Source organism: Streptomyces odontomachi, assembly GCF_024435355.1.
GTDB lineage: Bacteria > Actinomycetota > Actinomycetes > Streptomycetales > Streptomycetaceae > Streptomyces > Streptomyces odontomachi.
Window position 1 is genome coordinate 125,745 of the sequence record NZ_JAMJWG010000009.1, and the last position, 22,533, is coordinate 148,277.

Sequence of the window (22,533 nt, forward strand, 5' to 3'; positions counted from 1 at the left end):
TTCCCGCTCCGGCGCCCGCACGCGAGCGAGGCGGAATCTTTTGGCGGAAACGTTCGCTTCTACGCTTCTGTGCGCCTTCCGTGCGTCGGTAACCAACCGGTCACGGAACGGACTCAAAAAATGGGCGCACGCCCCTCGTGGCAAGGATGTGTCGTAGCGCACACTGGGTGCGGTGCCTGAGTCCTCGAAGCGCGGTCGGCCCGTCCATGGCGGGCGTCCCACCCCCGCGAATTCGCTCATCGCATACGGGCCGGATGGCGGCACGGCCGCCGACGCCGAGCCCGTCACAAGGCTGTCGCACGCCACAGCAGCGATCACCCTGGAGGTCGCCCCCGTGCAGACCCGGACCCTCACCCACACCGACAGCGCCACGAAAACCCGCGCCGGGGGCACCGCGCAGGCCCTGGAGGGACTGGGGGAGACCGATGTCCTCCCCGCCGTCCCCGCACAGAGCCAGCCGGCGGGGCATCCTGAAGCCGCGTCAGCCGCGAGCTCCGACGATCCACCGGATACCGGCAGATCCGCCACGACGGCGGACCCGGCCGTGTCGGACGTGGTCGATGCGATGGAAATCGGCCAGGTCGCGGCGCCGGATTCCCGCGCCCGGACGCGTACCGACGCGCAGGGGCCGTCATCCGACCTCTTCCGCCAGTATCTCCGCGAGATCGGCCGGATCCCGTTGCTCACCGCCGTGGACGAGGTGGAGCTGGCCCGCCGCGTGGAGGCCGGTCTCTTCGCTGAGGAACGGCTGACCGGCGCCGCCGACCTGGACTCCCAACTGGCCCTGGACCTGGACCGCCTGGTGGTGCGGGGCAGGATGGCCAAGCGGCGGCTGATCGAGGCGAACCTGCGGCTCGTGGTCTCCGTCGCCAAGCGGTACGTGGGCCGCGGGCTGACCATGCTCGATCTGGTGCAGGAGGGAAACCTCGGCCTGATCAGGGCCGTCGAGAAGTTCGACTACACCCGTGGCTACAAGTTCTCCACCTACGCGACCTGGTGGATACGCCAGGCCATGTCACGGGCGCTCGCCGACCAGGCCCGCACCATCCGTGTCCCCGTCCATGTCGTCGAGCTGATCAACCGCGTCGTCCGCGTGCAGCGCCGCATGCTCCAGGAGCGCGGCCACGAGCCGACACCGGACGAGGTCGCCGGCCAACTCGGCCTGACGGCCGAGCGGGTCAGCGAGGTGCTGCGGCTCGCGCAGGAGCCGGTGTCGCTGCATGCCCCGGTGGGCGAGGAGGACGACGTCGCCCTCGGCGACCTCATCGAGGACGGCGACGCCGCCTCGCCCGTGGAGTCGGCCGCGTTCCTGCTGCTGCGCGAGCACCTGGAGGCGGTGCTCTCCACCCTGAAGGAGCGGGAGCGCAAGGTGGTGCAGTTGCGGTACGGGCTCGCGGACGGACGGCCCCGCACCCTGGAGGAGATCGGCCGGATCTTCGGCGTCACCCGCGAGCGGATCCGCCAGATCGAGTCCAAGACGCTCGGCAAGCTCCGCGACCACGCCCTGGCCGACCAGCTCAGGGGCTATCTGGACTGAGGCATCGGCGGCCCGGCGCTCAGGGGTCCCGGCGGTCGCCGACGAGCCCGGACTCGTAGGCGATGATCACCAGTTGCACGCGGTCCCGGGCGTCCAGCTTGGTGAGCAGCCGGGAGACGTAGGTCTTCGCGGTCGCGGTGGAGATGCAGCGGTCCGCCGCGATCTCGGCGTTGGAGCGGCCCAGGCCGACGAGGGTGAGGATCTCCCGTTCCCGGGCGGTGATCGCGGCGAGCCGCGCCGGTCCGCGGGCGTCCACGGCCGGCCCGGTCGCCGGCGCCTGGCGGGCGAACTGCGCGATCAGCCGCCGGGTGACCGTCGGGGCGATGAGGGCGTTGCCGGCGGCCACCACACGGATCGCGGCGAGGATGTCGTCGAGCGCCATGTCCTTGACGAGGAAGCCGGAGGCGCCGGCGCGCAGCGCGCCGTAGACGTGGTCGTCCTGGTCGAACGTGGTCAGGATGAGGACGCGCGGGGTGCCGGCACGGGCCGAGGCGCCCTGGGCGATGATCCGGGTGGCCTCGATGCCGTCCATGCCGGGCATGCGGATGTCCATGACGACCACGTCGGCGCTTAGCTCGCCGGCCAGCCGGACGGCCTCGGCGCCGGTGCCGGCCTCGCCGACCACCGTGAGGTCCGGGGCGTCAGTGATGATCATGTCCAGCGAGGCACGCACCAGCGGCTGGTCGTCGGCGAGCAGTACGCGCACGGGCGCGGCCAGCGCCGGCGGTACCGCTGGTGGTGTCCCCGGTGACATCCCCGGCGGCGTGGTCATCGGGCCTCCTGCTCCAGGGGCGGTTCGGCGGGCGGGGCGAGGCGGTCGATGGCGGCCCGGCCGGCGTCCACCGGCTCGTCAGCCACCGGCAGCCGGGCCGCCACGCGGAAGCCGCCACCGGGCAGCGGCCCGGCCGTGAACGTGCCCCGCAGCAGGCTGACCCGCTCCCGCATCCCGACGATGCCGTACCCGTGGGCGTGCGCGTGGGCGTGGGGGTGGGCGCGGGCACCGTGCGTCCCCCGCGCGCCCTGCCCGACGGGCTCCGGGCCCGCGTCGCGCACCTCGACGGTGAGGTCCGCCGCGCCGAACGCGAGCGACACCCGGCACCGTGGCGCACCGGAGTGCCGCACCACGTTCGCCACCGCCTCCTGCACGATCCGGTAGGCCGCCGACTCGATCTCCGACGGCAGCCGGCGGCGCACGCCGGACCAGTCCACGTCCACCCGGACGCCGGCCGCCGTGGTGGTCGCGGCCAGCCGGGGCACGTCGTCGACGCCGGGTGCAGGGGCCGGACCCAGGGTCTCGCCGGGGTCGTCCCGGTCGGTCTCGCGCAGCGCCCCCAGCAGCCGCCGCATGCCCGACAGGGTCTCCCGGCCCGCCGCCTCGACCTCGCCGAGGGCGGCTCGGGCCCGGGCCGGCTGGGTGTCGAAGACCCGGCGGGCGGCGCCGGCCTGGAGCGCCACGATCCCGATGCTGTGCGCGACCATGTCGTGCAGCTCCCGGGCGATGCGCAGCCGTTCCGACGTGATCGCCTGCCGGGTCGCCTGCGCGCGCAGCGCCTCGGCGTGCGCCTGGGCCTGCCAGAGCGAGTGGCCGATCAGCCAGGCGATCGCCGTGGCCAGCGCGGCCGTCAGCGTCGTGCTGCGGTAGGCGTCCCAGCCGAGCAGCGCCCGGCAGCCCGAGTAGCCGAGCAGCGTGCCGAGCGCCATGGCGCCGGCCACGAGCGACGTGCGCCGCGGCCGGGTCGCCGCCAGGTAGCAGACCGCGACGTCGACCGCGAGGAACTGGAGCAGCGGGATGTCCGCGACGGCCATCGACATGACCGACAGGACGGTTCCGCCGAGCAGCAGGCACAGCGCCGTCAGCGGCCGGCGGCCGCGCCGTCCGGCGGCGACCACGAGCAGGGCGCCGACCACCGCGTCCGTCTTGTTGCCGAAGCTCAGGTCGAGGACGGAGTGGCCCCGGGTCTGGGTCTGCGAGAAGATCGTGTACGCCGTGACGGCGCACCAGATCAGCACCATCCAGGTGCCCGGCGCCGCGCGCGACACCGGCGAGGGGCGTGCGGACGGCACCCGGGCTGGGTTCATGCCGCGAGGGTAGCGAGCCGGGCCGCCGTGACGCAGTCATCCGTGGTCGTCATCCCGGAGGTGACACCGCCCCTGGCGGAGTGCCGACCCCGGGCCGATGCCCACCCGGGCCCCCGACCGGCACCGTTCCTGACGTGATCGAAGTCAGCAACCTCACCAAGCGATACGGCCGCACGACCGCCGTTCACGAGCTGTCCTTCACCGTCCGCCCCGGCCATGTCACCGGCTTCCTCGGTCCCAACGGCGCCGGCAAGAGCACCACCTTGCGGATGCTCCTCGGCCTGCACGCCCCGACCAGCGGCACGGCGACCGTGGACGGCCACGACTGCCGCACCCTGCGCCGGGCGCTGCGCCGGGTCGGGGCGCTGCTCGACGCCGGCGACGTGCACGGCGGCCGCACCGCACGCGACCACCTGCGCTTCCTCGCCCGCAGCAACGCGATCCCGACCGGCCGGGTGGCCGAGGTGCTCCGCATGGTCGGCCTCGGCGGCGCGGCCGACCGGCGCATCGGCGGCTTCTCCCTCGGCATGCGCCAGCGCCTCGGCATCGCGGCGGCGCTGCTCGGCGATCCACCGGTCCTGCTGTTCGACGAGCCGCTCAACGGACTCGACCCCGAGGGGGTCCTGTTCGTCCGGGGCCTGTTCAAGAGCCTGGCGGCACAGGGGCGCACGGTGTTCGTGAGCAGCCATCTGATGGCCGAGATGGAGCACACCGCCGACCGGCTCGTCGTCGTCGGCCGCGGACGGCTGCTCGCGGACGAGACCGTCGAGGAGTTCGCGACCCGCGGCGCGCCCCGCCGCGTCGACGTCCGCAGCGCCGATCCGGCGGCGCTCGCCGCCGCCCTCACCGCCGAGGGCGTGCGCCTGACCCAGGCCCCCGACGGCCTGCTGACGGTGGAGTCCGTGCCGGCGTCCCGGGTTGCCGAGATCGCCGCCGCACACGGTGTCCTCCTCCACGAACTGACCACCCGGACCGGCTCGCTGGAACGCGCCTTCATGGAACTGACCGGCGCCAGCGTCGAATACGCCGCAGGAGAACGAGCATCGGCAGGAGAACGCGCATGAGCACCCCGATGACCGCCGGGCCCTCGACCCCCGGGACCGCGCCCGCCGGGCCCCGGACCCGCCAGGTCCCCGCCGGCCCGCCGGCCCGGTTCACCGATCTGCTGGCCGCCGAGTGGATCAAGTTGCGGTCGCTGCGCTCGATCCCCTGGTTCGTGCTGTTCGGCACGGTGGTGATCGTCGGCCTGAACGCGAACGGCGCGCGGTCCGCCCGTGCCGACTGGCCCGCGTGGCCGGCGGCCCGGCAGGCCTACTACGCCAGGTTCGGGGCGCTGGACGACGCCTTCACCCGGCCAGCAGCCATGTCGATGCTGCTGGCGATGGGCGCGCTGGGCGCGATAGCGATCCTCAGCGAGCAGACCACCGGCCTGCTGCGCACGACGTTCGCCGCGGTGCCGGCCCGCCGGGAGGTGATGGCGGCCAAGACGGTGGTGGTCTGCGCGGTCGCCACCGGGTTCGGCGCGTTCGTGGTGACCGTCTCGTTCTGGCTGGACGAGGCGATCCTCGCCGGGAGGTACGGCGGGGTCGGGATCGGGGATCCGGGGACGCTGCGGTTCGTCCTGGCGTCCGGGCTGCTCGCGCCGGTCGGGGCGCTGGTCGGGCTGGGGCTCGGTGCGGTGATCCGGCACGCCGTCACGGCCATGGTCACGCTGTTCGTGCTGGTCTTCGTCCTGCCGTCGTTCGTCCACGACGACACGTACGCGGGCGCGGTCGTCTCGCACGCGCTGCCGTTCCCGGCGTGGAGCTGCCTGATCCTGCCGGACGGCATGCACGGTATGCGCTACCCGGCCACGGCCGGCGGTTCCTGGACGGTCTACGCACTCTGGACGGCGGTCGCGGTGCTGCTGGCGCTGGCGGTCGTGCCGCGACGGGACCAGTGACGCCCCGGGGCCCGGGGCGACGGCCGGTACCGCCCCGGGGCGACGGCCGGTACCACTCCGACCGCCGCTCCGGGACCCGTCCACGGACCGCCTCAGTCCACCTCCGCCACCGCCTGCGCGAACTGTGCCGTGTACAGCCGTGCGTAGGCGCCCCCGGCGAGCAGCAGGGAGTCGTGGGTGCCCTGCTCCACGATGGAGCCGTCCTCCATCACGAGGATGGTGTCGGCGTCCCGGATCGTGGAGAGCCGGTGGGCGATCACGAACGCCGTCCGGCCGTGTGCGAGCTGCGCCATGCCCTTCTGGATGAGCAGTTCGGTGCGGGTGTCCACCGAGCTGGTCGCCTCGTCCAGGACCAGGATCACCGGGTCGGACAGGAACGCCCGCGCGATGGTGATCAGCTGCTTCTCGCCGGAGCTGACGCCCGCGCCCTCGTCGTCGATGACCGTGTCGTAGCCGTCCGGCAGCGTACGGATGAAGCGGTCGGCGTACGCGGCGCGCGCCGCCTCCTCGACCTCGTCGCGGGTGACCGGGCGCCTGGCGCCGTAGGCGATGTTGTCCGCGATGCTGCCGCCGAAGAGCCAGGTGTCCTGGAGCACCATGCCGATCCGGGAGCGCAGCTCGTCCCGTGCCATCGCCGCCACGTCGACGCCGTCGAGCAGGATCCGCCCGCCGGTGACGTCGTAGAACCGCATCAGCAGGTTGACCAGGGTGGTCTTGCCCGCTCCCGTCGGGCCGACGATGGCGACGGTGTGACCAGGATCGACGGTGAGCGACAGGTCCTCGATGAGCGGCTTGTCCAGCTCGTAGCGGAACGACACGTGCTCCAGCTCGACCCGGCCGCGCGCCTCGGCCGGCCGCTGGGCCACCGCCGGGTCGGGCCGCTGCTCCGGCGCGTCCAGCAGGTCGAAGATCCGCTCGGCCGACGCGACCCCGGACTGCACCAGGTTCGCCATGGAGGCGACCTGCGTCAGCGGCATGGAGAACTGCCGCGAGTACTGGATGAAGGCCTGCACATCGCCGATGGACAGGGTGCCCGACGCGACCCGCAGCCCGCCGACGACCGCCACCAGCACGTAGTTCAGGTTCGAGACGAACATCATCAGCGGCTGCATGATGCCGCTGGTGAACTGGGCCCGGAACCCGGCCTCGTAGAGCGCGTCGTTCTGCTCGGCGAACTGCTGGGCCGACTCCTTCTGGCGGCCGAAGACCTTCACCAGCGTATGGCCGGTGTACATCTCCTCGACATGGGCGTTGAGCGTGCCGGTGGCGTCCCACTGCCGCACGAAGTGCGGCTGCGAGCGCCGCCCCACGGCCATCGCGACGACGTACGACAGCGGCACGGTGACCAGCGCCGCCAGCGCCAGGATCCAGGAGATCCAGAACATCATCGTCAGCACACCGACGATGGTCAGCAGGGAGTTGACGATCTGGCCCATGGTCTGCTGCATGGTCTGGCCGAGGTTGTCCAGGTCGTTGGTGGCGCGGCTGAGCACCTCGCCGCGGCGCTGCTTGTCGAAGTACGACAGCGGCAGCCGCGACAGCTTCGCCTGCACCTCGCCGCGCAGCCGGCCGACGGTGAGGTTGATGGCGCGGTTCGACAACCGGGTCGACACCGCCATCAGCAGCCCCGCCCCGAGGAAGGTGCAGGTCGCCAGCAGCAGCACCGAGCCGACGGCGGTGAAGTCGATGCCCTTGCCCGGGGTGAAGTCCAGACCGGAGAGCATGTCGGCCATGCCGCCGTCGCCGCGCTCCCGCACCCCCTCGATGGCCTGTGCCTTGGTGAGGCCGGCCGGCATCTGCCGCCCCACGATGCCGCCGAAGACCAGGTCGGTCGCCCGGCCCAGGATCTTCGGGCCGATCACCGAGAGCCCCACGCTCAGCACGCCCGCCAGCAGCATCACGATCATCAGGTGCCGCTGCGGCCGGAACTGCGCGATCAGCCGCTTGCCGGAGCCGGTGAAGTCCATCGAACGCTGGTCGGGGCCCCGCCCGGCCATCATCATGCGCCCGCCCGGGCCCGCCATCAGGCCGCCTCCGCTTCCGTCAGCTGGGAGAGCACGATCTCCCGGTAGGTGTCGTTCCGAGCCATCAGCTCGTGGTGCCGCCCGGTGCCCACGACCCGGCCCTCGTCCAGCACGATGATGCGGTCGGCGTCGCGGATGGTGGCCACCCGCTGGGCGACGATCAGCACGGTCGCGTCGGCGGTCTCCCGGCCGAGTGCGGCGCGCAGCGCGGCGTCGGTCGCGTAGTCGAGCGCCGAGAACGAGTCGTCGAAGAGGTAGATCTCCGGCCGCTGCACCAGCGTGCGGGCGATCGCGAGCCGCTGCCGCTGGCCGCCGGAGACGTTGGTGCCGCCCTGCGCGATCTCCGCGTCCAAGCCGCCCTCCAGCGCGTTCTCGACGAAGTCGCGGGCCTGCGCCACCTCCAGGGCGTGCCACAGCTCGTCGTCGGTCGCGTCCGGGTTGCCGTAGCGCAGGTTGCTGGCGACGGTGCCCGCGAACAGGTACGGCTTCTGCGGCACCAGACCGACCGTCTTCGCCAGCAGCGCCCCGTCCAGGGTGCGCACGTCGTTGCCGTCGACGAGCACCACCCCGTCGGTCACGTCGAAGAGCCGCGGCACGAGGCCGAGCAGGGTCGACTTGCCGCTGCCCGTGGAGCCGATGACCGCGGTCGTCTCGCCGGGCCTGGCCACCAGGCTGACGCCCTTCAGCACGGGCTCCTCGGCGCCGGGGTAGCGGAAGCCGGCGTCCCGGATCTCCAGGTGGCCGTGCCTTTGCAGCTGCCGTACCGGTGCGCTGGGCGGCACCACGCTGCTCTCGGTGCCGAGCACCTCCTGGATGCGCTCGGCGCACACCTCGGCGCGCGGCACCATCATGAACATGAAGGTGGCCATCATCACCGACATCACGATCTGCATCAGATACGCGAGGAACGCGGTGAGCGCGCCGATCTGCATGCCGCCGCTGTCGATACGGTGCGCGCCGAACCACACCACGGCGATCGACGACAGGTTCACCACCGACATCACCAGGGGGAACATCAGCGCCAGCAGCCGCCCGGTGCCGAGCGACATCCCGGTCAGCTCCTCGTTGGCACCCCGGAACCGCTCCTTCTCGTAGTCGTCCCTGACGAAGGCACGAATGACGCGGTTGCCGGTGATCTGCTCGCGCAGGATGCGGTTCACCGTGTCCAGGCGCTTCTGCATGCCCCGGAACAGCGGGCGCAGCCGGCGCACGATCAGGCTCACGCTCAGGCCGAGCACCGGCAGCACGGCGAGCAGCACGGCGGAGAGCGGCACGTCCTGGCCGAGCGCCATCACGACGCCGCCGACGCACATGATCGGCGCCGAGACCATCAGGGTGAACGACATCAGGGTGAGCATCTGCACCTGCTGCACGTCGTTCGTGGTGCGGGTGATCAGCGTCGGCGCGCCGAAGTGGCCCACCTCGCGCGCGGAGAAGGACTGCACCCGCGCGAAGACGGCGGACCGCAGGTCCCGGCCGAGCGCGGACGCGGTACGGGCGCCGAAGAAGACGGCGCCGATGTTGCCCACCGCCTGGAGGACGGTGATGCCGATCATGAGTGCGCCGAAGGACAGGATGTAGCCCGTGTCGCCCTTCACGACACCGTTGTCGATGATGTCCGCGTTGAGGGTGGGCAGATAGAGAGTGGCGCAGGTCTGCATGAGTTGCAGCAGCACCAGAGCGGCGATGGGTCTTTGGTACGGGCCCAGGTAGGTCCGTAGGAGTCGTATGAGCACGCTGCGTCTCTCGGGGTCGGGGGTAATTCTGGGGTCGCGAGATCTGGGTGTTGTTCGAGTGCCTTGAGTGGCATGCCACCGGGTGGCGTGCCGTATCCCCTATCGTCCGACATTCCACCCGCGTTACCTCAATCGGCCAGCCGCGGATCAGCCCGAAAACACGCCGGATTGCACCGGCTCGGCTCGATGGGGCGACTTGGGATGCTCCGGCACGGTACGGCACAAGACTGTGGAACCGGCCGGCACATGGCGCATACCAGAGGGTGCCCGGCGCACGGCGCCCGAAGCGGCACGCGTACCCGCCCAGCACCCCGAACGCCACCGCGCAACAGGGCTGGGGGCCCGTACGACCTACGACCGATCTACGGCCGCCCCACGCACGGCCTGCTCATGACCTGCGGCCGGCCTACGAGGCGTCGGCCGGAAATGCTCCCGGATGGGTCTGGTCGCGTACGGCCGTGTACTGCTGCCGGACCGCCTGGCCGGCCGCGTGCTCGTCGCCCGGCTCGAAGATCTGCATCGAGGAGCCCTGCCAGTCCGGCGGGGTGGCCGGCGACAGCTCGCCCTCGGCGGCACCCAGCGCCCAGGCGGCCTGCCGGGCCGCGCCGAGCGCCGCGTAGTCCGCGGGCCGCACCACCGCGACCGGGGCGCCCAGCAGGCTCGGCGCAGCGACCTGCACGGCGGGCAGGTCGGCCGCCGCGCCCAGCAGGAACACCCGGCGTACCGCCACGCCCCTCTCGCGCAGCACGTCCAGCGCGTCGGCGAGCCCGCACAGCATGCCCTCGAACGCGGCGCGCGCCAGATGCTCGGGCTTCATCGACTCGCGGCGCAGCCCCGCCAGCGTGCCCGCGGTGTGCGGCAGGTAGGGGGTGCGCTCACCTTCCAGATAGGGGAGCAGCACGAGCCCGTGCGCGCCGGGCGTCGACTTCAGCGCCAGCGCCGACAGACCCTCCAGGTCCACGCCGAGCAGCTCGGCGGCGCCCCGCAGGGTGCGTACCGCGTTGAGGGTGTGCACGACCGGCAGGTGCATGCCGCTGGCGTCGGCCAGGCAGGTGATCATGCCGGTGGAGTCGGTCAGTGCCTCGGAGTGCACCGCCATCACCGACCCCGAGGCGCCGAGCGAGACCACCGCGTCGCCGGGTCCGACGCCGAGCCCGAAAGCGGCGGCCATCGTCTCCCCGGTGCCCGCCGAGATCAGCAGCCCCTCCGGCGTGGTGCCCGCGGGCTCGGAGGGCCCCAGCACGTCGGGCACGGTCGCCGGGTGACCGAGCGCCAACTCCACCAGGTCCGGACGGTATGCGCCGGTGGCCGTCGACCAGTAGCCGGTACTGGACGCGGCGCCGCGGTCGGTGGTGCGCCGCGCGGGGCGACCCAGCAGTTGCCACACCAGCCAGTCGTGGGCGCCCATGAGGCAGGCGGTGCGGGCCGCGGCCTCCGGTTCCGACCGGGCCAGCCAGCGCAGCTTCGTCACCGGCTGCGCGGCCTGGGGGATGCAGCCGACGGCCTCCGCCCACGCCGCCCGGCCGCCGAGCCGGTCGATCAGGTCCGCCGCCGCGGCCTGGGTCCGCTTGTCGTTGCCGACCAGCGCGGGGCGCACGGTGCCGCCCTGCGCGTCGAGCGGGACGAGTGCGTTCTGCTGGGCGCAGACCCCGATCGCGCGTACCCCTTCGAGCAGCCCGCCGGCGGCCGCGTCGCCCAGGGAGAGCAGCCAGGCCTGCGGGTCGATGTCGCTGGCGCGGCCCGCCCCGGACTCGCCGCCCTCGGTCGGATGCGGCGCGTACCCCTCCCTGAGCACGGCACCGGTGTCCGTGTCGCACACGACGATGCGCGTGAATTCCGGTGAGCTGTCCAGTCCGGCGACTATCCCCATGCGGCGATTCTGCCGCATGGGGGAGGGGTCCCGTGGCCGGCGGTGGAGGTCGGGCGGTCCATGGAGGTCATCGGACGGTCCGACCGCGGCCGACTGCGGCCACCGGCCGTGCGGATGCTGCGTGGCAGCACACGAATAGATGTGACGTACGCCACTGCGCAACGGTTGGAGACAGGGGCGAAAGGGTGCGACACGCCCGAGGGAAAAAATCCGGAGGGACTGCTTCCGAAAGGGCCCCGAAGCCTGCGCCGAACGCCACCGCCGTAACGGTGCGCGCCCGGCGCGCCGGGGTGCCGGGCGCCGTCAGGTCGTGCCCGAGCCCCAGTCGTCGGTGCCGGTGCGGCCGTTGCTGCGGGCCCGTACCGCCCGCATGCGGTCCGCCACCGAGTCCGGCACCCGCTCGCCGACCTTGCCACTCACCGAGTGGTACGCCCGACCTGCCAGGTCCCGGCTCTGCTGGGCGGCGGACTCGGCGGTGTTACGGACGGCGGGGTTCTGGGCCAGCTCCCGGGCGGACTTCTTGATCTTCTCGTACTGCTCGCGCCCCGCGCGGGTCCCCAGGACGTAACCGACGGCGAGTCCCGCGGCGAATGTGAGCCGGTAGCGCATGGCGGCCACCCTTCCGTTGAGTCCGAGACGGTCTCTAGAACCGATTGGCGGAGCACCCCCCTGCTTGCGCTAATGTATGCGGTGCGGAGAGCGCGCGCTGCCTGGGCAGCTACCCCGGAAGACGCGTTCGATGCACCGAGGCAATCCTCCGTAGCTCAATTGGCAGAGCAGCCGGCTGTTAACCGGCAGGTTACTGGTTCGAGTCCAGTCGGGGGAGCTCGATCCTCCGTAGCTCAATTGGCAGAGCAGCCGGCTGTTAACCGGCAGGTTACTGGTTCGAGTCCAGTCGGGGGAGCAGCCGGGAAGGACCCCTCAGGGGTCCTTTTTTGTGCCTGGTGGAACCACCTCGGCCAGCAAGAAGTCCTCTTGGTCGTGCGATGCCGACCAGCCGAGGCAGGAGATCGTATGAGCAGCTATGCTGCGGCAGACGGCGCGCACAAGTGTGCGCGACGCGCCGTAACGGGGCGGTAGCTCAGCCGGTTAGAGCAGCGGACTCATAATCCGTCGGCCGTGGGTTCGAGTCCCACCCGCCCCACCACGCGCAGTCTGCACTACCCCCTTCCTATCTGCGGGTACGCAGGAACGGCGGGCGCCACACCCGGGTGGCGACCGCCGTTCATCCGTTCAGAGCAAGATCGAGTGCTGGTCTGCTTCACCCGCACCCGCACCAGCACCGGCAGCCGCACCCGCTGGTCCGCTTCAGTACGCGTCGAAGTACTCGCGCTGTTCCCAGTCGGTGGTCGCCCGGTGGAAGCGGTCGATCTCGTGCCGCTTGATCGTGGCCAGGTAGTCGACGAAGGCGTCACCGAGTTCGGCCCGCAACAGTGCGCTCTGCTCGAAGTGCGGAAGGGCCTCTTCCAGAGTCTTGGGCAGTGGCCGGGCGTCGTGGGGGCGGGGTGTCCGGGCCGGTGGGCCGGGGTCCTTCCTGGTGCGGAGTCCGTCCCTGCCGCTGATGATCTGGGAAGCCAGGTAGAGGTAGGGGTTGGCGGCGGGGTCGCCGACGCGGTTCTCCAGGCGGGTGTGGGGTCCCTCGTGGCCACCCGCGACCCTGATCAGGACGTCGCGGTTCTCCTCGGCCCAGGCGATGCGGTCGGGGGCGAACGATCCGGATCTGTATCGCTTGTATCCGTTGAGGGTGGGCGTGGTCAGTACCGCGCAGGCGTTGGCATGCTCCAGCAGGCCCCCCATGAACCAGGAGCCGGTGTCCGACAGCAGCTGTCCGGCCTTCCCGGCGAAACAGTTTCCCTGTGTTCCGTTGCGCAGGGACTGGTGCAGATGCCAGCCGCTGGGCACGACGTCGTCCAGTTGGGGCCGTGACATGAAGGTCGCGTGGTAGCCGTGCCGGCGGCAGAGTTGCCTGACCGTACTGCGCACGAGCATCACCGTGTCCGCGGCGGTCATACCCGCGAGGGGCTCGAAGGTGAGTTCCACCTGGCCCGGACCCCACTCCTCCTCCACGGTGGCCAAGGGCAGTTCGAGCGAGACGATGCCGTCGCGAAGGGCGTGCACGACGGTCTCCAACTCGTCTTCGCTCAGCGCCGCCGTGCCGGGGCCGTGCGCGGGGCGGGGCGGGCCGGGGAACGGGGAGAGGGCGCCGTCGGGGCCCGGGCCGGATGGTCGTAATGGTCGCGTCCGGGTGATGTAGAACTCCAACTCGATGCCCGCGACATACTCGTATCCCGCGCCGGCCAACCCGTCGAGCTGGGCACGCAGAATGCCGCGCGTGTCGAAAGGCACCCGCTCGCCGGATCGGAAGTACAGGTCTCCCAGGATCCAGCCGGTCGCCGGTAGCCACGGCAACGGTGTGAAGGTGGCCGGGTCCGGCACCAGTACCGCGTTCGGAAGTCCCGCGATCCTCGGGCCGCCCAGCGAGGATGCGCCGGACAGCGGGACCACCAGGTCGCCGGAGGTGTCGAAGAGCAACGGCGCCGTCTGGAAATCCTTGCCGTGCCGAAGCGCCTTCAAGAAGTGCGCAGTTTCCAGGGTCTTGCCGCGCAGAGTGCCATGTTGGTCCGCCCAACTCAGGCGCACCTGGGACAGGTCGAGCCGGCGGATCCGCGACGCCAGCTCCTCGGCCGCTCCCTGCTGTTGCTCCGTCCATAGCTCATGACGGCTGACGAAACAAGAATCCATTGAGCTCTCCAGGGCAGGATACAGAGGACGGGGGAGGAGGTGATCGCGCTTTATCCATGGCGAAATTTACCTGCCCATCGACTTCACGTATACGGACTTACTTCTCGAATCCCGTCGAATCGCATGGGCGGCAAGCGCGGCAGAAGACGCAGCAGGTTGAAGGAGAGCAGAAGGAGGACAGCGTGACGGAGCGATCAATGCTGGGGCTGACCGACCAGGAGATTGAATTCTTTAATGCGAACGGTTTTGTGGGGCCGTTCGACCTGTATGCACCGGAAGAGGCGCCCCTGCGGTGGAACCAGGCACTGATCGAGATGGTCGTGTCCCAGCACAAGCCGCACAACTCGACGGTCATCAACTACGACCGACACCTGGATTGCGACACCTTATCTGCGCATATCAGCCGTCCCGAGATCATTTGGAAGCTCCGCAGCCTGATCGGCGACGACATCCTGTGCTGGAAGTCGAACATCTTCAAGAAGGACCCGGGTGACACCGGTACGGGATGGCATCAGGTGGAGACCTTCATCGTAGGGGAAACCACCACGTCCGCGACGCCTTCTCTGACGTTCACCGAACACGGGCGTTTCCATGCGAACGAGCTCACGGCCTGGACCGCCATGTCGGACGTGCGGGCAGAAAACGGCTGCCTGCGCTTCGTCGCCGGCAGTCACAAGCGGTGGTACTACGACGAGAACAAGCAACTGGTCTTGAACCAGGAGGGTGCGTCAAAGGACTTCTTCGGGTACGACTACGCGGAACTCAAGCTTGACCAGGAATGGAACCCTGATCAGGAGAACGTCGTCAACATGGAGATGAAAGCCGGTCAGTTCGTCCTTTTCACCGAGAAGTGCGTGCACGGCTCCTTGCCCAATGTCAGCGACGCCACCCGGATGGGATACGCGTCACGGTATGTCCCGCCCTCGGTCAAGGTCTACGAGAACGTCGCGAAGCTGGAGGAATTCGGGGACTCGATCGACCTCGGTTACCACGGCTGCGTGCTGGTTTCGGGTGAGGACGAATACGGGTACAACCGACTTCATCAGCGCAGCCTGAACGGGTTCGAATTCGGACGGATCGGCTGAACAGCGCCCGTCGCGTGGCTCACTTACCCTGAGCCCCGGGAAGCAGCGTGGCGGGGGAGGGGCGGGGCGTGGAGGTCAGTCTGACGTTCAGCGGCGGCGCGGCGGGGGAAGAGGGCGGCGACGCCGGCGAGTTCGCGTCGTCGCTCCACCGCTGGTTGGCGGCCGGACCCGAGCTGCCCGCCCCGGCCGAGGAAGGCGCGGAGTAGCCGTGGCGGTGCTGTCGGACCCGGCCGGCTCGGAGGCCGTGTTGGTGGGCGTCCACGACTACACCCACCTGGCGGACCTGCCGGCCGTCGCCCGCAATCTGCAAGGGCTGCGAAGGGCGCTGACGGATCCCGCGGTGTGGGGGCTGCCGGCCGAGGCGTGCACGGTGATCTCGCAGCCGGGCAGCGCCGGGCAGGTGCTGGACCCGATCCGGGACAGAGCCCGCCGGACCACGGACACGCTGCTCGTCTACTACTCCGGGCACGGCCTGACGGACCCGTACACGGACGAGCTGTACCTGGCCCTGCCCGACTCGGACCGCGAGCGCGAGTACACCTCGCTGCGGTACGAGTACCTGCGCCGTGCCGTACTGGACGTACGAGCGCGCGCCCGGCGCACCGTGGTCGTCCTCGACTGCTGCTACAGCGGACGCGCCCTGCTCGGCCGGATGAGCGCCAGCGCGCAGATCGCCGACCAGGCCATCGTCGAAGGAACCTGCCTGCTCACGGCCTCGGCCGAGACCCGCCCCGCCCTGTCGCCGCCCGGCGAGACCTACACCGCGTTCACCGGAGAGCTGATCGCGGCCCTGACCGAGGGCATCCCGAACGAGCCCGACCCGATCGACATGGACACCCTCTACCGGCATCTCCACACGCGGCTGGCCGGCAGGAGCCGCCCCCTGCCCCAGCAGCGCAACCGCAACACGGGCGGTCTCATCGCGATCGCGCGCAACAGGGCCGTGACGCCCAGGGATTCGGCGCCGGGGGCCGGCAGGGTCCGTTCGCCCTCGTCGGATACGGACTTCGCGCCGTTCTGGTTCGCCGTGCCGGTGCCGCGTCGGCTCGTCAGCAGGGATGATGCGTCGACTCCGGTGGGCGAGCTCCTGCCGGGCACCTGGTACCTGGCCGCCGAGCAAGAGGGGGACGCGCTCGTGGTCTTCCGCGAAGGCCAGTGCGAGGGACTGCTGTTGAGGACCGACAGGATCCAGCGGGCGGACGACGGCTTGAACGCAACGGTGGTTCCGGACTTCGCGCCGTTCTGGTTGGCAGTTCCGGTGCCGCGTCGGCTCGTCAGCAGGGATGATGCGTCGATCCCGGCGGGCGAGCTCCTGCCGGGCACCTGGTACCTGGCCGTCGGGCAGGAAGGGGACGCGCTCGTGGTCGTCGGCGAAGGTGATCGCAAAGGGCTGCTCATGGACACCGCCGGAATCCAACGGGGCTGACCGGCCGGCACGCAGGCCTCTGGGGAAGCTGAGAGAACGTCGGCGACCGCCCACCCGCACCGCCGTCGAAACCGGAACGGTTCGATCGGGCGTCTTTCGTGCCGGGGTCCCGGGCGGCAGCCTGGGGTACGGCCGTGGGGCGACGGCGGCCGTCGGGCAAGCGGTGGGGCCATGGCGGTCCCGGCGGGAGGGGACGGGGCATGGGGAACGGGCCGAGCTGGTGGCGTTACGCCGCGATCGCCGTCGGGTGCGTGGGGTTCTTCGCCGGGCTGTCGATGCTGGCGGGCACGCGCTGGATCCTGGGCGTGGTCGTCATGTGCGGATGCGCCCTCCTGTTCTCCGGCGCCGTCGCGCTGAACGTCCGCAGCGCCCGGTACGGCAGGCCCTGGACGGTCGCCGCGTCGGTCGAGCTCACCCCGGACGAGGCTTTCTACGGGGCGCGCAAGACCGTCACGTTCACCGCCCGTCGGCGCTGCCCGGCGTGCGACGGGAGCGGGCGGAGCGGCGCGCGGCGCTGCCGGAAGTGCCGGGGCAGCGGTCTGGGCGAGCGCGGGCGGATCGAGCGGACCGTCACGGTCCCCGAAGGGGTCGTACACGGCACCAAGGTGACCCTGGCCAGCATGGGGGCGCCGGGCGGGCGCGGGTTCCCCGCCGGGGACCTCCTGCTCTCGGTGCGGATCGCGGGCGGCCGGGCGGCGCAGGACGCCCACGCCGCGGACGACGGTCGTGACCCCAGGATCCGCCCAGCCCGGCAGCGTTCCGTGCAGGACGACGCGTTCCTCGTCACCGTCGTCGGACCGGGTCGTGCGCACAAGCCGGCGGATCGTGCCGAACCAGGCGTGCCGCCGAAGGCGCCGCGGGGCCCGGTGACCGTGCTGGGTGGCCGGGAGGACACCGAGATCGCCGTGCACCGCACCGGCATCAGGGTCCGCGACAAGTGGCCGATGCCCGGCGGCACGGCGCGCTGGAAGATCCGGTTCGAGATGCGGTGGGAGGCCATCGGCGGCCTCGCGTTCGACTACGGCAGCCATGACTCGGTGGTGGCGTTGTACGCGATCCCGGCCGGCGGTGCCGGGCCCCGGCAACACGTCGTGGACGCCCGTGCGTTCACGGACGGACAGTGGGCCGAGGTGGCCGGCGGCGTGGCGGGCCTCAGCGGCGGCCGGCTCGTACTCGACCTGACCCGTCGGAACGGCCCCGGCCCGCTGCGGGACTCCTGAGCCGCCGGACGCGGGAGGCGTTCCGTACGGGGAGACCGGGGACCAGCCGGTGGCCTGCGGAACGTCGTCGACCGGACGGAGACCGACGGCGCCCAGGCGGTCCTGCTGCTGGTCGGACCGGTCACCGACCACCTCCGGGGCGTGCACCCGTCGCGGTCCGCCTTCACCGGCATACGCGAGCCGGACAGCGTCGCGTGGACCGACGACCTGACGCTCTCCAGGGACACCGCCAACGGTGTCCCCGCGGGAGGAGGGACCGGCAACGCGGACGGTACCGGGGGCCCTTGACGCTACGGGACCCGGCCGACCCCCGCGTACATGTTGACGTCGTCATCCGAGGTGGTGTCGTCGGGCTCGGGCCTCCAGCGGTTCATGGGGACCACCCCGGGGTCGACCATCTCGAGGCCGGTGAAGAGTTCCTCGACCTCGGCCCGCGTGCGCAGATACATGGGCACGCCCCGCCGGGTGTACTCCTCGGCCATGGTGGTGACCTCGTCCGGGGTGAGGTCGGCGGTGGCGGTGGTGAGGGCCAGATAGCTGCCGGACGGCAGGACGGCGGTCAGCTCCCGGACGAGGCTGCGGGCGTCCTCGACGAACTGGAGCATGGCGATCACGGTGACGCCGATGGGCTGCGACAGGTCGAACGTCTCGCGCAGTTCCGGGGCGCCGAGCACCTTCTCCGGGACGCCCATGTCGGCGTCTATGTAGGCGGTGCGGCCCTCGGGACTGCTGGTGAGCAGGGCGCGGGCGTGCGCCAGCACGATCGGGTCGTTGTCGACGTAGACGACACGGCTCTCCGGGGCGATCTCCTGGACCACCTCGTGCAGGTTCGGCGCCGCAGGCAGGCCCGTGCCGATGTCGAGGAACTGGCGGACGCCCGCCTCGGCCGCCAGCCAGCCCGCGATGCGCCGCATCGTGGCACGGTTGATCCGCATGCTCGTCGCGAGCTTGGGCCAGGCCTCCAGCAGGGCATGGGCGGCTTCCACGTCGACGGGGTAGTGGTCCTTGCCGCCGAGGATGTAGTTGTACACCCGGGCGGAGTGGGCCTTACCCGTGTCGATCTTCGGTGGCGCCGGCGTGGCCGGGGCGTCGCCGTTGTCCATGGATCCCTCCTGACGTGGTGGCCGTGCGGGCGCCGCGGTCACGGCGACCGGTCAGGCGGTGGCGTGCTGCGGTGAGGAGCCCCTTCCCAGGTCAGCTTTGCATATGCCAGGAAGACATGAGCAACGGCGGTTCCCCTAAGGGCGAGTTGGCCGTGTCGACCGTGCGGGGCCGCCCCCTCCCTCGGACGGGTGCCCGGTCGGCGTCAGGACGACGGTGACCGTGCGGTTTCGGGCCGCACTGCCGTAGGGGGCGTCGCGCTGGTCGGCGCTGGCCGTGTGGAACGCGGTGAGCGGCTTGCCGCTGGCCGCGCTCAACTCCCGTGCGGCCACCAGGGCGCGCCACAGGGAGGTGACCGAGCCGCCCTGCGTCGGCGCGCCCGGCACGGTGGCGGCCTGGCCGTAGACCGTGATGGTCGCCGCCCGCCCGGTCAGCCGGTGCCCGAACCGGGCGAGCAGATCGGCGCCGGCCGGGGTGAGTTGGGCGCCCTCGGAGAAGAGGCCCTCGTCGAAGACGACCTCCACCGAGTCGCCGTGCACCTCCGGGCGCAGCCCCGGCGTCCGCAGGTCGCGGGCGAACGTGGCGAGCGCGACGGCACGGGCTGCCGCGTCGACCGCCTGTTCCCGGGCCCGGTCGGCAGCACGCTCGGCGGCCCGGTCGGGCGCGGGGGCGGCGGCCCGTGGTGGAGCGCCGCGGTGCCCGTCACCCGGCACGGCGACCACGCCGTAGCCGACGGCGGCCGCCACGCATGCGGTCGCCACCAGGACCACGCCCGTACGGTGCCGGGCGAGCGCGCCCACCGGGCCCCGGCGCCGCAGCCGGGCGATCCGGGTCAGCCCCGCCGTGGCCGCCGGATCCTCCGGATGCCGTTCCAGGACGCGTTGCCAGCAGCCCGCGGCGTCGTCCCACTCACCGCGCTGGCCGTGTACCCGGGCGAGCAGGTCCAGCACGTCAGGGTGGTCGGCGACCGGTGCACCGGTCGGGCCGCGCAGCAGCTCCAGGGCCTGGTCCAGGTCCCCTGCGCGGGCGGCGGCCCGGGCCCGGGACACCAGCAGCCCGGCCCGGAGGCCGGCCCCCGACGGCGCCACACCGGACCCGTCTCCCGCCGTGGCGCCCGCCCCGGCGGGACCCGGCCCACCGGATGGTTCCGGGGCGGCCGAGCGCCGCACGCCCTGGCCGTGGTCGCGGGTGCGGATATCGGACATGGTCACTCCTCGCTCGCGTCGCCACGCGCCCCTACTGGAGCCCACCGATCAGGTTCTCGTCCGCCAGACCGGGCGGCAGCAGCCGGCGCAGTCGCCGGTTCACGGCGGCCAGGGCCTGCCGGTCGCCCGCGGCCATCGCACGCCTGCCGTCGGCGATCGCGGCGTCGGCCTGGACGGGCGAGAGCATGTCGTCCCGCACCTCGACCAGGGCGTGGAAGACCAGCACGTCCCACTGGTCGCTGCGGCGCAGCAGCTCGACCCGGAAGTCCTGCACCCGTTCGCCGAGCGCGTGCAGGTCCCCGGAGGTGCCCTCCTCGGCGACCGCGCCGGCCCGGGCCCGCAGGCTCTCCAGCTCCCGTCGCTCGCTGGAGCCGTTGCCGTGCTCAGCTATCAGGTCCTCGCACGCGTTGAGGTGGTCCCACAGCTCGTGCTGGAGCCGGGGCACCTCGATGGCCTCCTCGACGTCGTCGAGCTGCGCCTCCAGGTCCCGGATGCGGCGGTCGCCGGTGCTGGCCTCGCCCGCGTCGACGGCCGCCGCGTCGACCTGCTTGCGGAGCTGGGGCAGCGCCTTCTGGCCGTCGAGCTCGTCCAGCCGGGCGAGGGCCTGCTCGGAGTGCACCTCGTCGGCACGCTCGCGCAGCTCCCGCACCCGCTGTTCCAGCTCGTGCAGCCGGTCCACCAGCTCCCCGTGCTCGGGCGCGACCAGTTCGGTGCGGTTGATCGTCGCCTCGAACTGCTCCTGCACCAGCGGGATGTCGGCGGTGACGGTGACGATCCGGCTGTCGGGGTGCACCTCGAAGGTCATCTCGACCTCGCTCTGCGCGGGCAGGTCGATGCGGACGTCCTTCGGCCGGATCTCGATCATGCCGACCCGGGTGTTGCGTTCGGCCCGCCTGCGTTCGCCTTCCAGCAGGGGGATCCGGATGACGGCGTCCGGCTGCGAGCGGCGCAGCGCGATGCTGGTCCGGTAGGTCCTGGTGACGGTGGCGGGCAGGGCGGTGCCCTTGCGGAGCACGGGGGAGAAGCTGCCGTCGGCCCTGCCCAGGCCGAGCGTGCCGGTCAGCACCGCATCGCCGGGCAGCAGCTTGGCGTGGGTGAGGGACAGGCTGTCCGGGGTCAACTGCTGCCGGGTGCCGGCCGCGTCGGTGAGCTCGACGGTGAACCGGGACGTGGCGTTCGCGTCGATGCTCACCTCCGTGTAGAAGGCACCGTCGGCGCTGAGCGCGGTGCGCGGGCCCTGGTAGGGCAGGCGGGCCTGCGGGTTGCTGAGGGTGACCCCGTACTGCGTCCAGTCGTCGATCGGGCTGCCGCTGCTCAGCCGGCCGGAGACGGGGATGTCGGTGGTCTCGACGACCTGCGGCTTGTAGTGCAGCTCCACCGTGAACGCGCCGGGTGCGGCCTTGCGCGGCTTCGCCGGCGTCCGGACGTTCCGTGCGAACACCGCGGCCCCGCGTGCCACCACCGTGGTCGGGTCCTGGCTGTGGTCCGTGGCGATGCCGAGGCCCTCGACCGGGTCGTCCAGCAGCTCGCGCAGTCCCGGTGCGAGGGTGGCGCCGCCGACCAGCAGCAGCCGGTCGACGTGGTCGGGCCGCAGCCCGCTCTCGGCCAGTGCCGCCCGGCAGAGTCCGATGGCGCGGGAGTAGAACGGCAGCGCGAGGTCGTCGAGGGCGCCACGGGTCAGGGCGTACTCGAAGGACTCGGTGCCGCCCCGGCCGTCGTCCAGGTCCAGGGTCATGTCGAAGGACGCCCGGCGGGACAACGCGATCTTGGCCTCTTCGGCGGCTGACTTGAGCCTGGCCATGTTCACCTCCCACCGGGGGTTGGCGCGGGTGAAGTCGCTCAGACCGAGGGCCCGGGCAGCCGCGGGCGCCAGCAGGTCCTCCACGATGGCCCAGTCGATGAGCTTGCCGCCCAGCCCGGGGTCACCGGCGTGCTGGAGCAGCTGTAGCTCACCGTCCTGCTTGCTCATCACCGCCGCGTCGAAGGTGCCGCCGCCCAGGTCGAACACCATCCAGTGGGCCGCGTCCGACACGTCCTGCACGCCGTAGGCGATCGCCGCGGCGGTCGGCTCCTGCACCAGCGGGCAGCGCTCGCCCAGTCCCGCCAGCGCGGCGGCGGCGCTGGTGGCGTTGTTCTGGTTGAGCGTGAAGGAGGCCGGGACGGTGATCACCGCCGCCTCCGGCTGCTCCCCGAGGTCGTGTGCGGCGTCCTGGCGCAGCGATTTGAGCACTTCGGCGGAGAGCTGCTCGGGGGTGAGGGACATCCCGGAACGCTTGAAGTCATGGCGGGCGCTCGCCGTGCCCATCTGCTGCTTGAACTCGGCGCAGGCGTTCTTCGGGTCGGTCCCGGCCCGGTCCTTGGCCGGGCGTCCGACCCTGATCATGCCCTGCTTCGGGATCCAGACGGCGGAGGGGGTGTAGTCCCACCCTTCGAGGTTCTTGATGATCCGTACGCCGTCGTCCTCGGCAACGGCGATGGCGCTGTTGGTGGTGCCGAGGTCGATGCCGAAGTCGATGGTCTCGCGCATGGCCGGTGCCTCCTTGAATGGTCGGTTGTCCGGGGTGGT

17 protein-coding genes and 3 tRNA genes are annotated in these 22,533 nt (G+C 71.7%); 10 read left to right on the plus strand and 10 right to left on the minus strand.

From position 1 onward, the window contains the following. Positions 1–172: 172 nt before the first annotated feature. Positions 173–1,537 carry an RNA polymerase sigma factor gene (locus NQO67_RS19935; RefSeq protein ID WP_255951425.1) on the plus strand — a complete coding sequence of 455 codons (1,365 nt, stop codon included), beginning with the start codon at positions 173–175 and terminating at the stop codon, positions 1,535–1,537. 19 nt (positions 1,538–1,556) lie between these two features. On the opposite strand, the gene NQO67_RS19940 is transcribed toward NQO67_RS19935, so the two are convergent. Further along, positions 1,557–2,291 carry a response regulator gene (locus NQO67_RS19940; RefSeq protein WP_255951651.1) on the minus strand — a complete coding sequence of 245 codons (735 nt, stop codon included), beginning with the start codon at positions 2,289–2,291 and terminating at the stop codon, positions 1,557–1,559. Positions 2,292–2,305: 14 nt separating this feature from the next. Further along, positions 2,306–3,616, minus strand: a complete 1,311-nt coding sequence (locus NQO67_RS19945) for a sensor histidine kinase (protein WP_255951426.1) — start codon at positions 3,614–3,616, stop codon at positions 2,306–2,308. A 134-nt stretch (positions 3,617–3,750) separates the two neighbouring features. Between NQO67_RS19945 and NQO67_RS19950 the strand changes: the two genes are divergently transcribed. Together NQO67_RS19950 and NQO67_RS19955 are read left to right on the plus strand one after the other, a co-directional pair. Next, a complete protein-coding gene (locus NQO67_RS19950; protein ID WP_255951427.1) occupies positions 3,751–4,680 on the plus strand; it encodes an ABC transporter ATP-binding protein in 930 nt (309 codons plus the stop codon). After that, complete coding sequence (locus NQO67_RS19955; RefSeq protein WP_255951428.1) at positions 4,677–5,558, plus strand: ABC-2 transporter permease; 882 nt, start codon at positions 4,677–4,679, stop codon at positions 5,556–5,558. Before NQO67_RS19950 ends, NQO67_RS19955 begins: the two co-directional genes overlap by 4 nt. 92 nt (positions 5,559–5,650) lie before the next feature. On the opposite strand, the gene NQO67_RS19960 is transcribed toward NQO67_RS19955, so the two are convergent. The 4 genes from NQO67_RS19960 to NQO67_RS19975 all read right to left on the minus strand — a co-directional run bounded on the left by NQO67_RS19960 (position 5,651) and on the right by NQO67_RS19975 (position 11,797). Then, positions 5,651–7,582 (minus strand): ABC transporter ATP-binding protein, encoded by a 1,932-nt coding sequence (locus tag NQO67_RS19960; RefSeq protein ID WP_255951429.1) that lies wholly within the window; start codon positions 7,580–7,582, stop codon positions 5,651–5,653. After that, on the minus strand, positions 7,582–9,318 hold the full coding sequence (locus NQO67_RS19965; RefSeq protein ID WP_255951430.1) for an ABC transporter ATP-binding protein: 1,737 nt from the start codon (positions 9,316–9,318) through the stop codon (positions 7,582–7,584). Before NQO67_RS19965 ends, NQO67_RS19960 begins: the two co-directional genes overlap by 1 nt. Before the next feature lie 406 nt (positions 9,319–9,724). After that, positions 9,725–11,188 carry a xylulokinase gene (locus NQO67_RS19970; RefSeq protein WP_255951431.1) on the minus strand — a complete coding sequence of 488 codons (1,464 nt, stop codon included), beginning with the start codon at positions 11,186–11,188 and terminating at the stop codon, positions 9,725–9,727. 303 nt (positions 11,189–11,491) lie between these two features. Further along, a complete protein-coding gene (locus NQO67_RS19975) occupies positions 11,492–11,797 on the minus strand; it encodes a YtxH domain-containing protein (protein WP_255951433.1) in 306 nt (101 codons plus the stop codon). Positions 11,798–11,941: 144 nt separating this feature from the next. Here NQO67_RS19975 and NQO67_RS19980 point away from each other — a divergent pair. The 3 genes from NQO67_RS19980 to NQO67_RS19990 all read left to right on the plus strand — a co-directional run bounded on the left by NQO67_RS19980 (position 11,942) and on the right by NQO67_RS19990 (position 12,335). Then, positions 11,942–12,014, plus strand: a tRNA-Asn gene (locus tag NQO67_RS19980). A 5-nt stretch (positions 12,015–12,019) separates the two neighbouring features. Next, positions 12,020–12,092, plus strand: a tRNA-Asn gene (locus NQO67_RS19985). Between the two features lie 166 nt (positions 12,093–12,258). Further along, positions 12,259–12,335, plus strand: a tRNA-Ile gene (locus tag NQO67_RS19990). 161 nt (positions 12,336–12,496) lie between these two features. Here the strand turns inward: NQO67_RS19990 and NQO67_RS19995 are convergent. Next, a complete protein-coding gene (locus NQO67_RS19995) occupies positions 12,497–13,930 on the minus strand; it encodes a glutamine synthetase family protein (protein ID WP_255951434.1) in 1,434 nt (477 codons plus the stop codon). Positions 13,931–14,112: 182 nt separating this feature from the next. Here NQO67_RS19995 and NQO67_RS20000 point away from each other — a divergent pair, with 182 nt between their 5' ends. The 4 genes from NQO67_RS20000 to NQO67_RS20015 all read left to right on the plus strand — a co-directional run bounded on the left by NQO67_RS20000 (position 14,113) and on the right by NQO67_RS20015 (position 17,661). Then, positions 14,113–15,015 carry a chlorinating enzyme gene (locus NQO67_RS20000; RefSeq protein ID WP_255951435.1) on the plus strand — a complete coding sequence of 301 codons (903 nt, stop codon included), beginning with the start codon at positions 14,113–14,115 and terminating at the stop codon, positions 15,013–15,015. 68 nt (positions 15,016–15,083) lie between these two features. Then, on the plus strand, positions 15,084–15,221 hold the full coding sequence (locus NQO67_RS20005) for a hypothetical protein (RefSeq protein WP_255951436.1): 138 nt from the start codon (positions 15,084–15,086) through the stop codon (positions 15,219–15,221). A 2-nt stretch (positions 15,222–15,223) separates the two neighbouring features. Beyond that, positions 15,224–16,441: a caspase family protein gene (locus tag NQO67_RS20010; protein WP_255951437.1), complete on the plus strand. Its 1,218-nt coding sequence runs from the start codon at positions 15,224–15,226 to the stop codon at positions 16,439–16,441. Positions 16,442–16,641: 200 nt separating this feature from the next. Beyond that, positions 16,642–17,661 (plus strand): DnaJ C-terminal domain-containing protein, encoded by a 1,020-nt coding sequence (locus NQO67_RS20015; RefSeq protein ID WP_255951438.1) that lies wholly within the window; start codon positions 16,642–16,644, stop codon positions 17,659–17,661. 290 nt (positions 17,662–17,951) lie between these two features. On the opposite strand, the gene NQO67_RS20020 is transcribed toward NQO67_RS20015, so the two are convergent. From NQO67_RS20020 to NQO67_RS20030, 3 genes are all read right to left on the minus strand, one after another. Beyond that, on the minus strand, positions 17,952–18,764 hold the full coding sequence (locus NQO67_RS20020) for an SAM-dependent methyltransferase (RefSeq protein WP_255951439.1): 813 nt from the start codon (positions 18,762–18,764) through the stop codon (positions 17,952–17,954). A 135-nt stretch (positions 18,765–18,899) separates the two neighbouring features. After that, on the minus strand, positions 18,900–19,967 hold the full coding sequence (locus NQO67_RS20025) for a tetratricopeptide repeat protein (RefSeq protein WP_255951440.1): 1,068 nt from the start codon (positions 19,965–19,967) through the stop codon (positions 18,900–18,902). 31 nt (positions 19,968–19,998) lie between these two features. Continuing rightward, positions 19,999–22,494, minus strand: coding sequence for an Hsp70 family protein (locus NQO67_RS20030; protein WP_255951441.1), 2,496 nt, complete (start codon positions 22,492–22,494; stop codon positions 19,999–20,001). Positions 22,495–22,533: the final 39 nt, after the last annotated feature.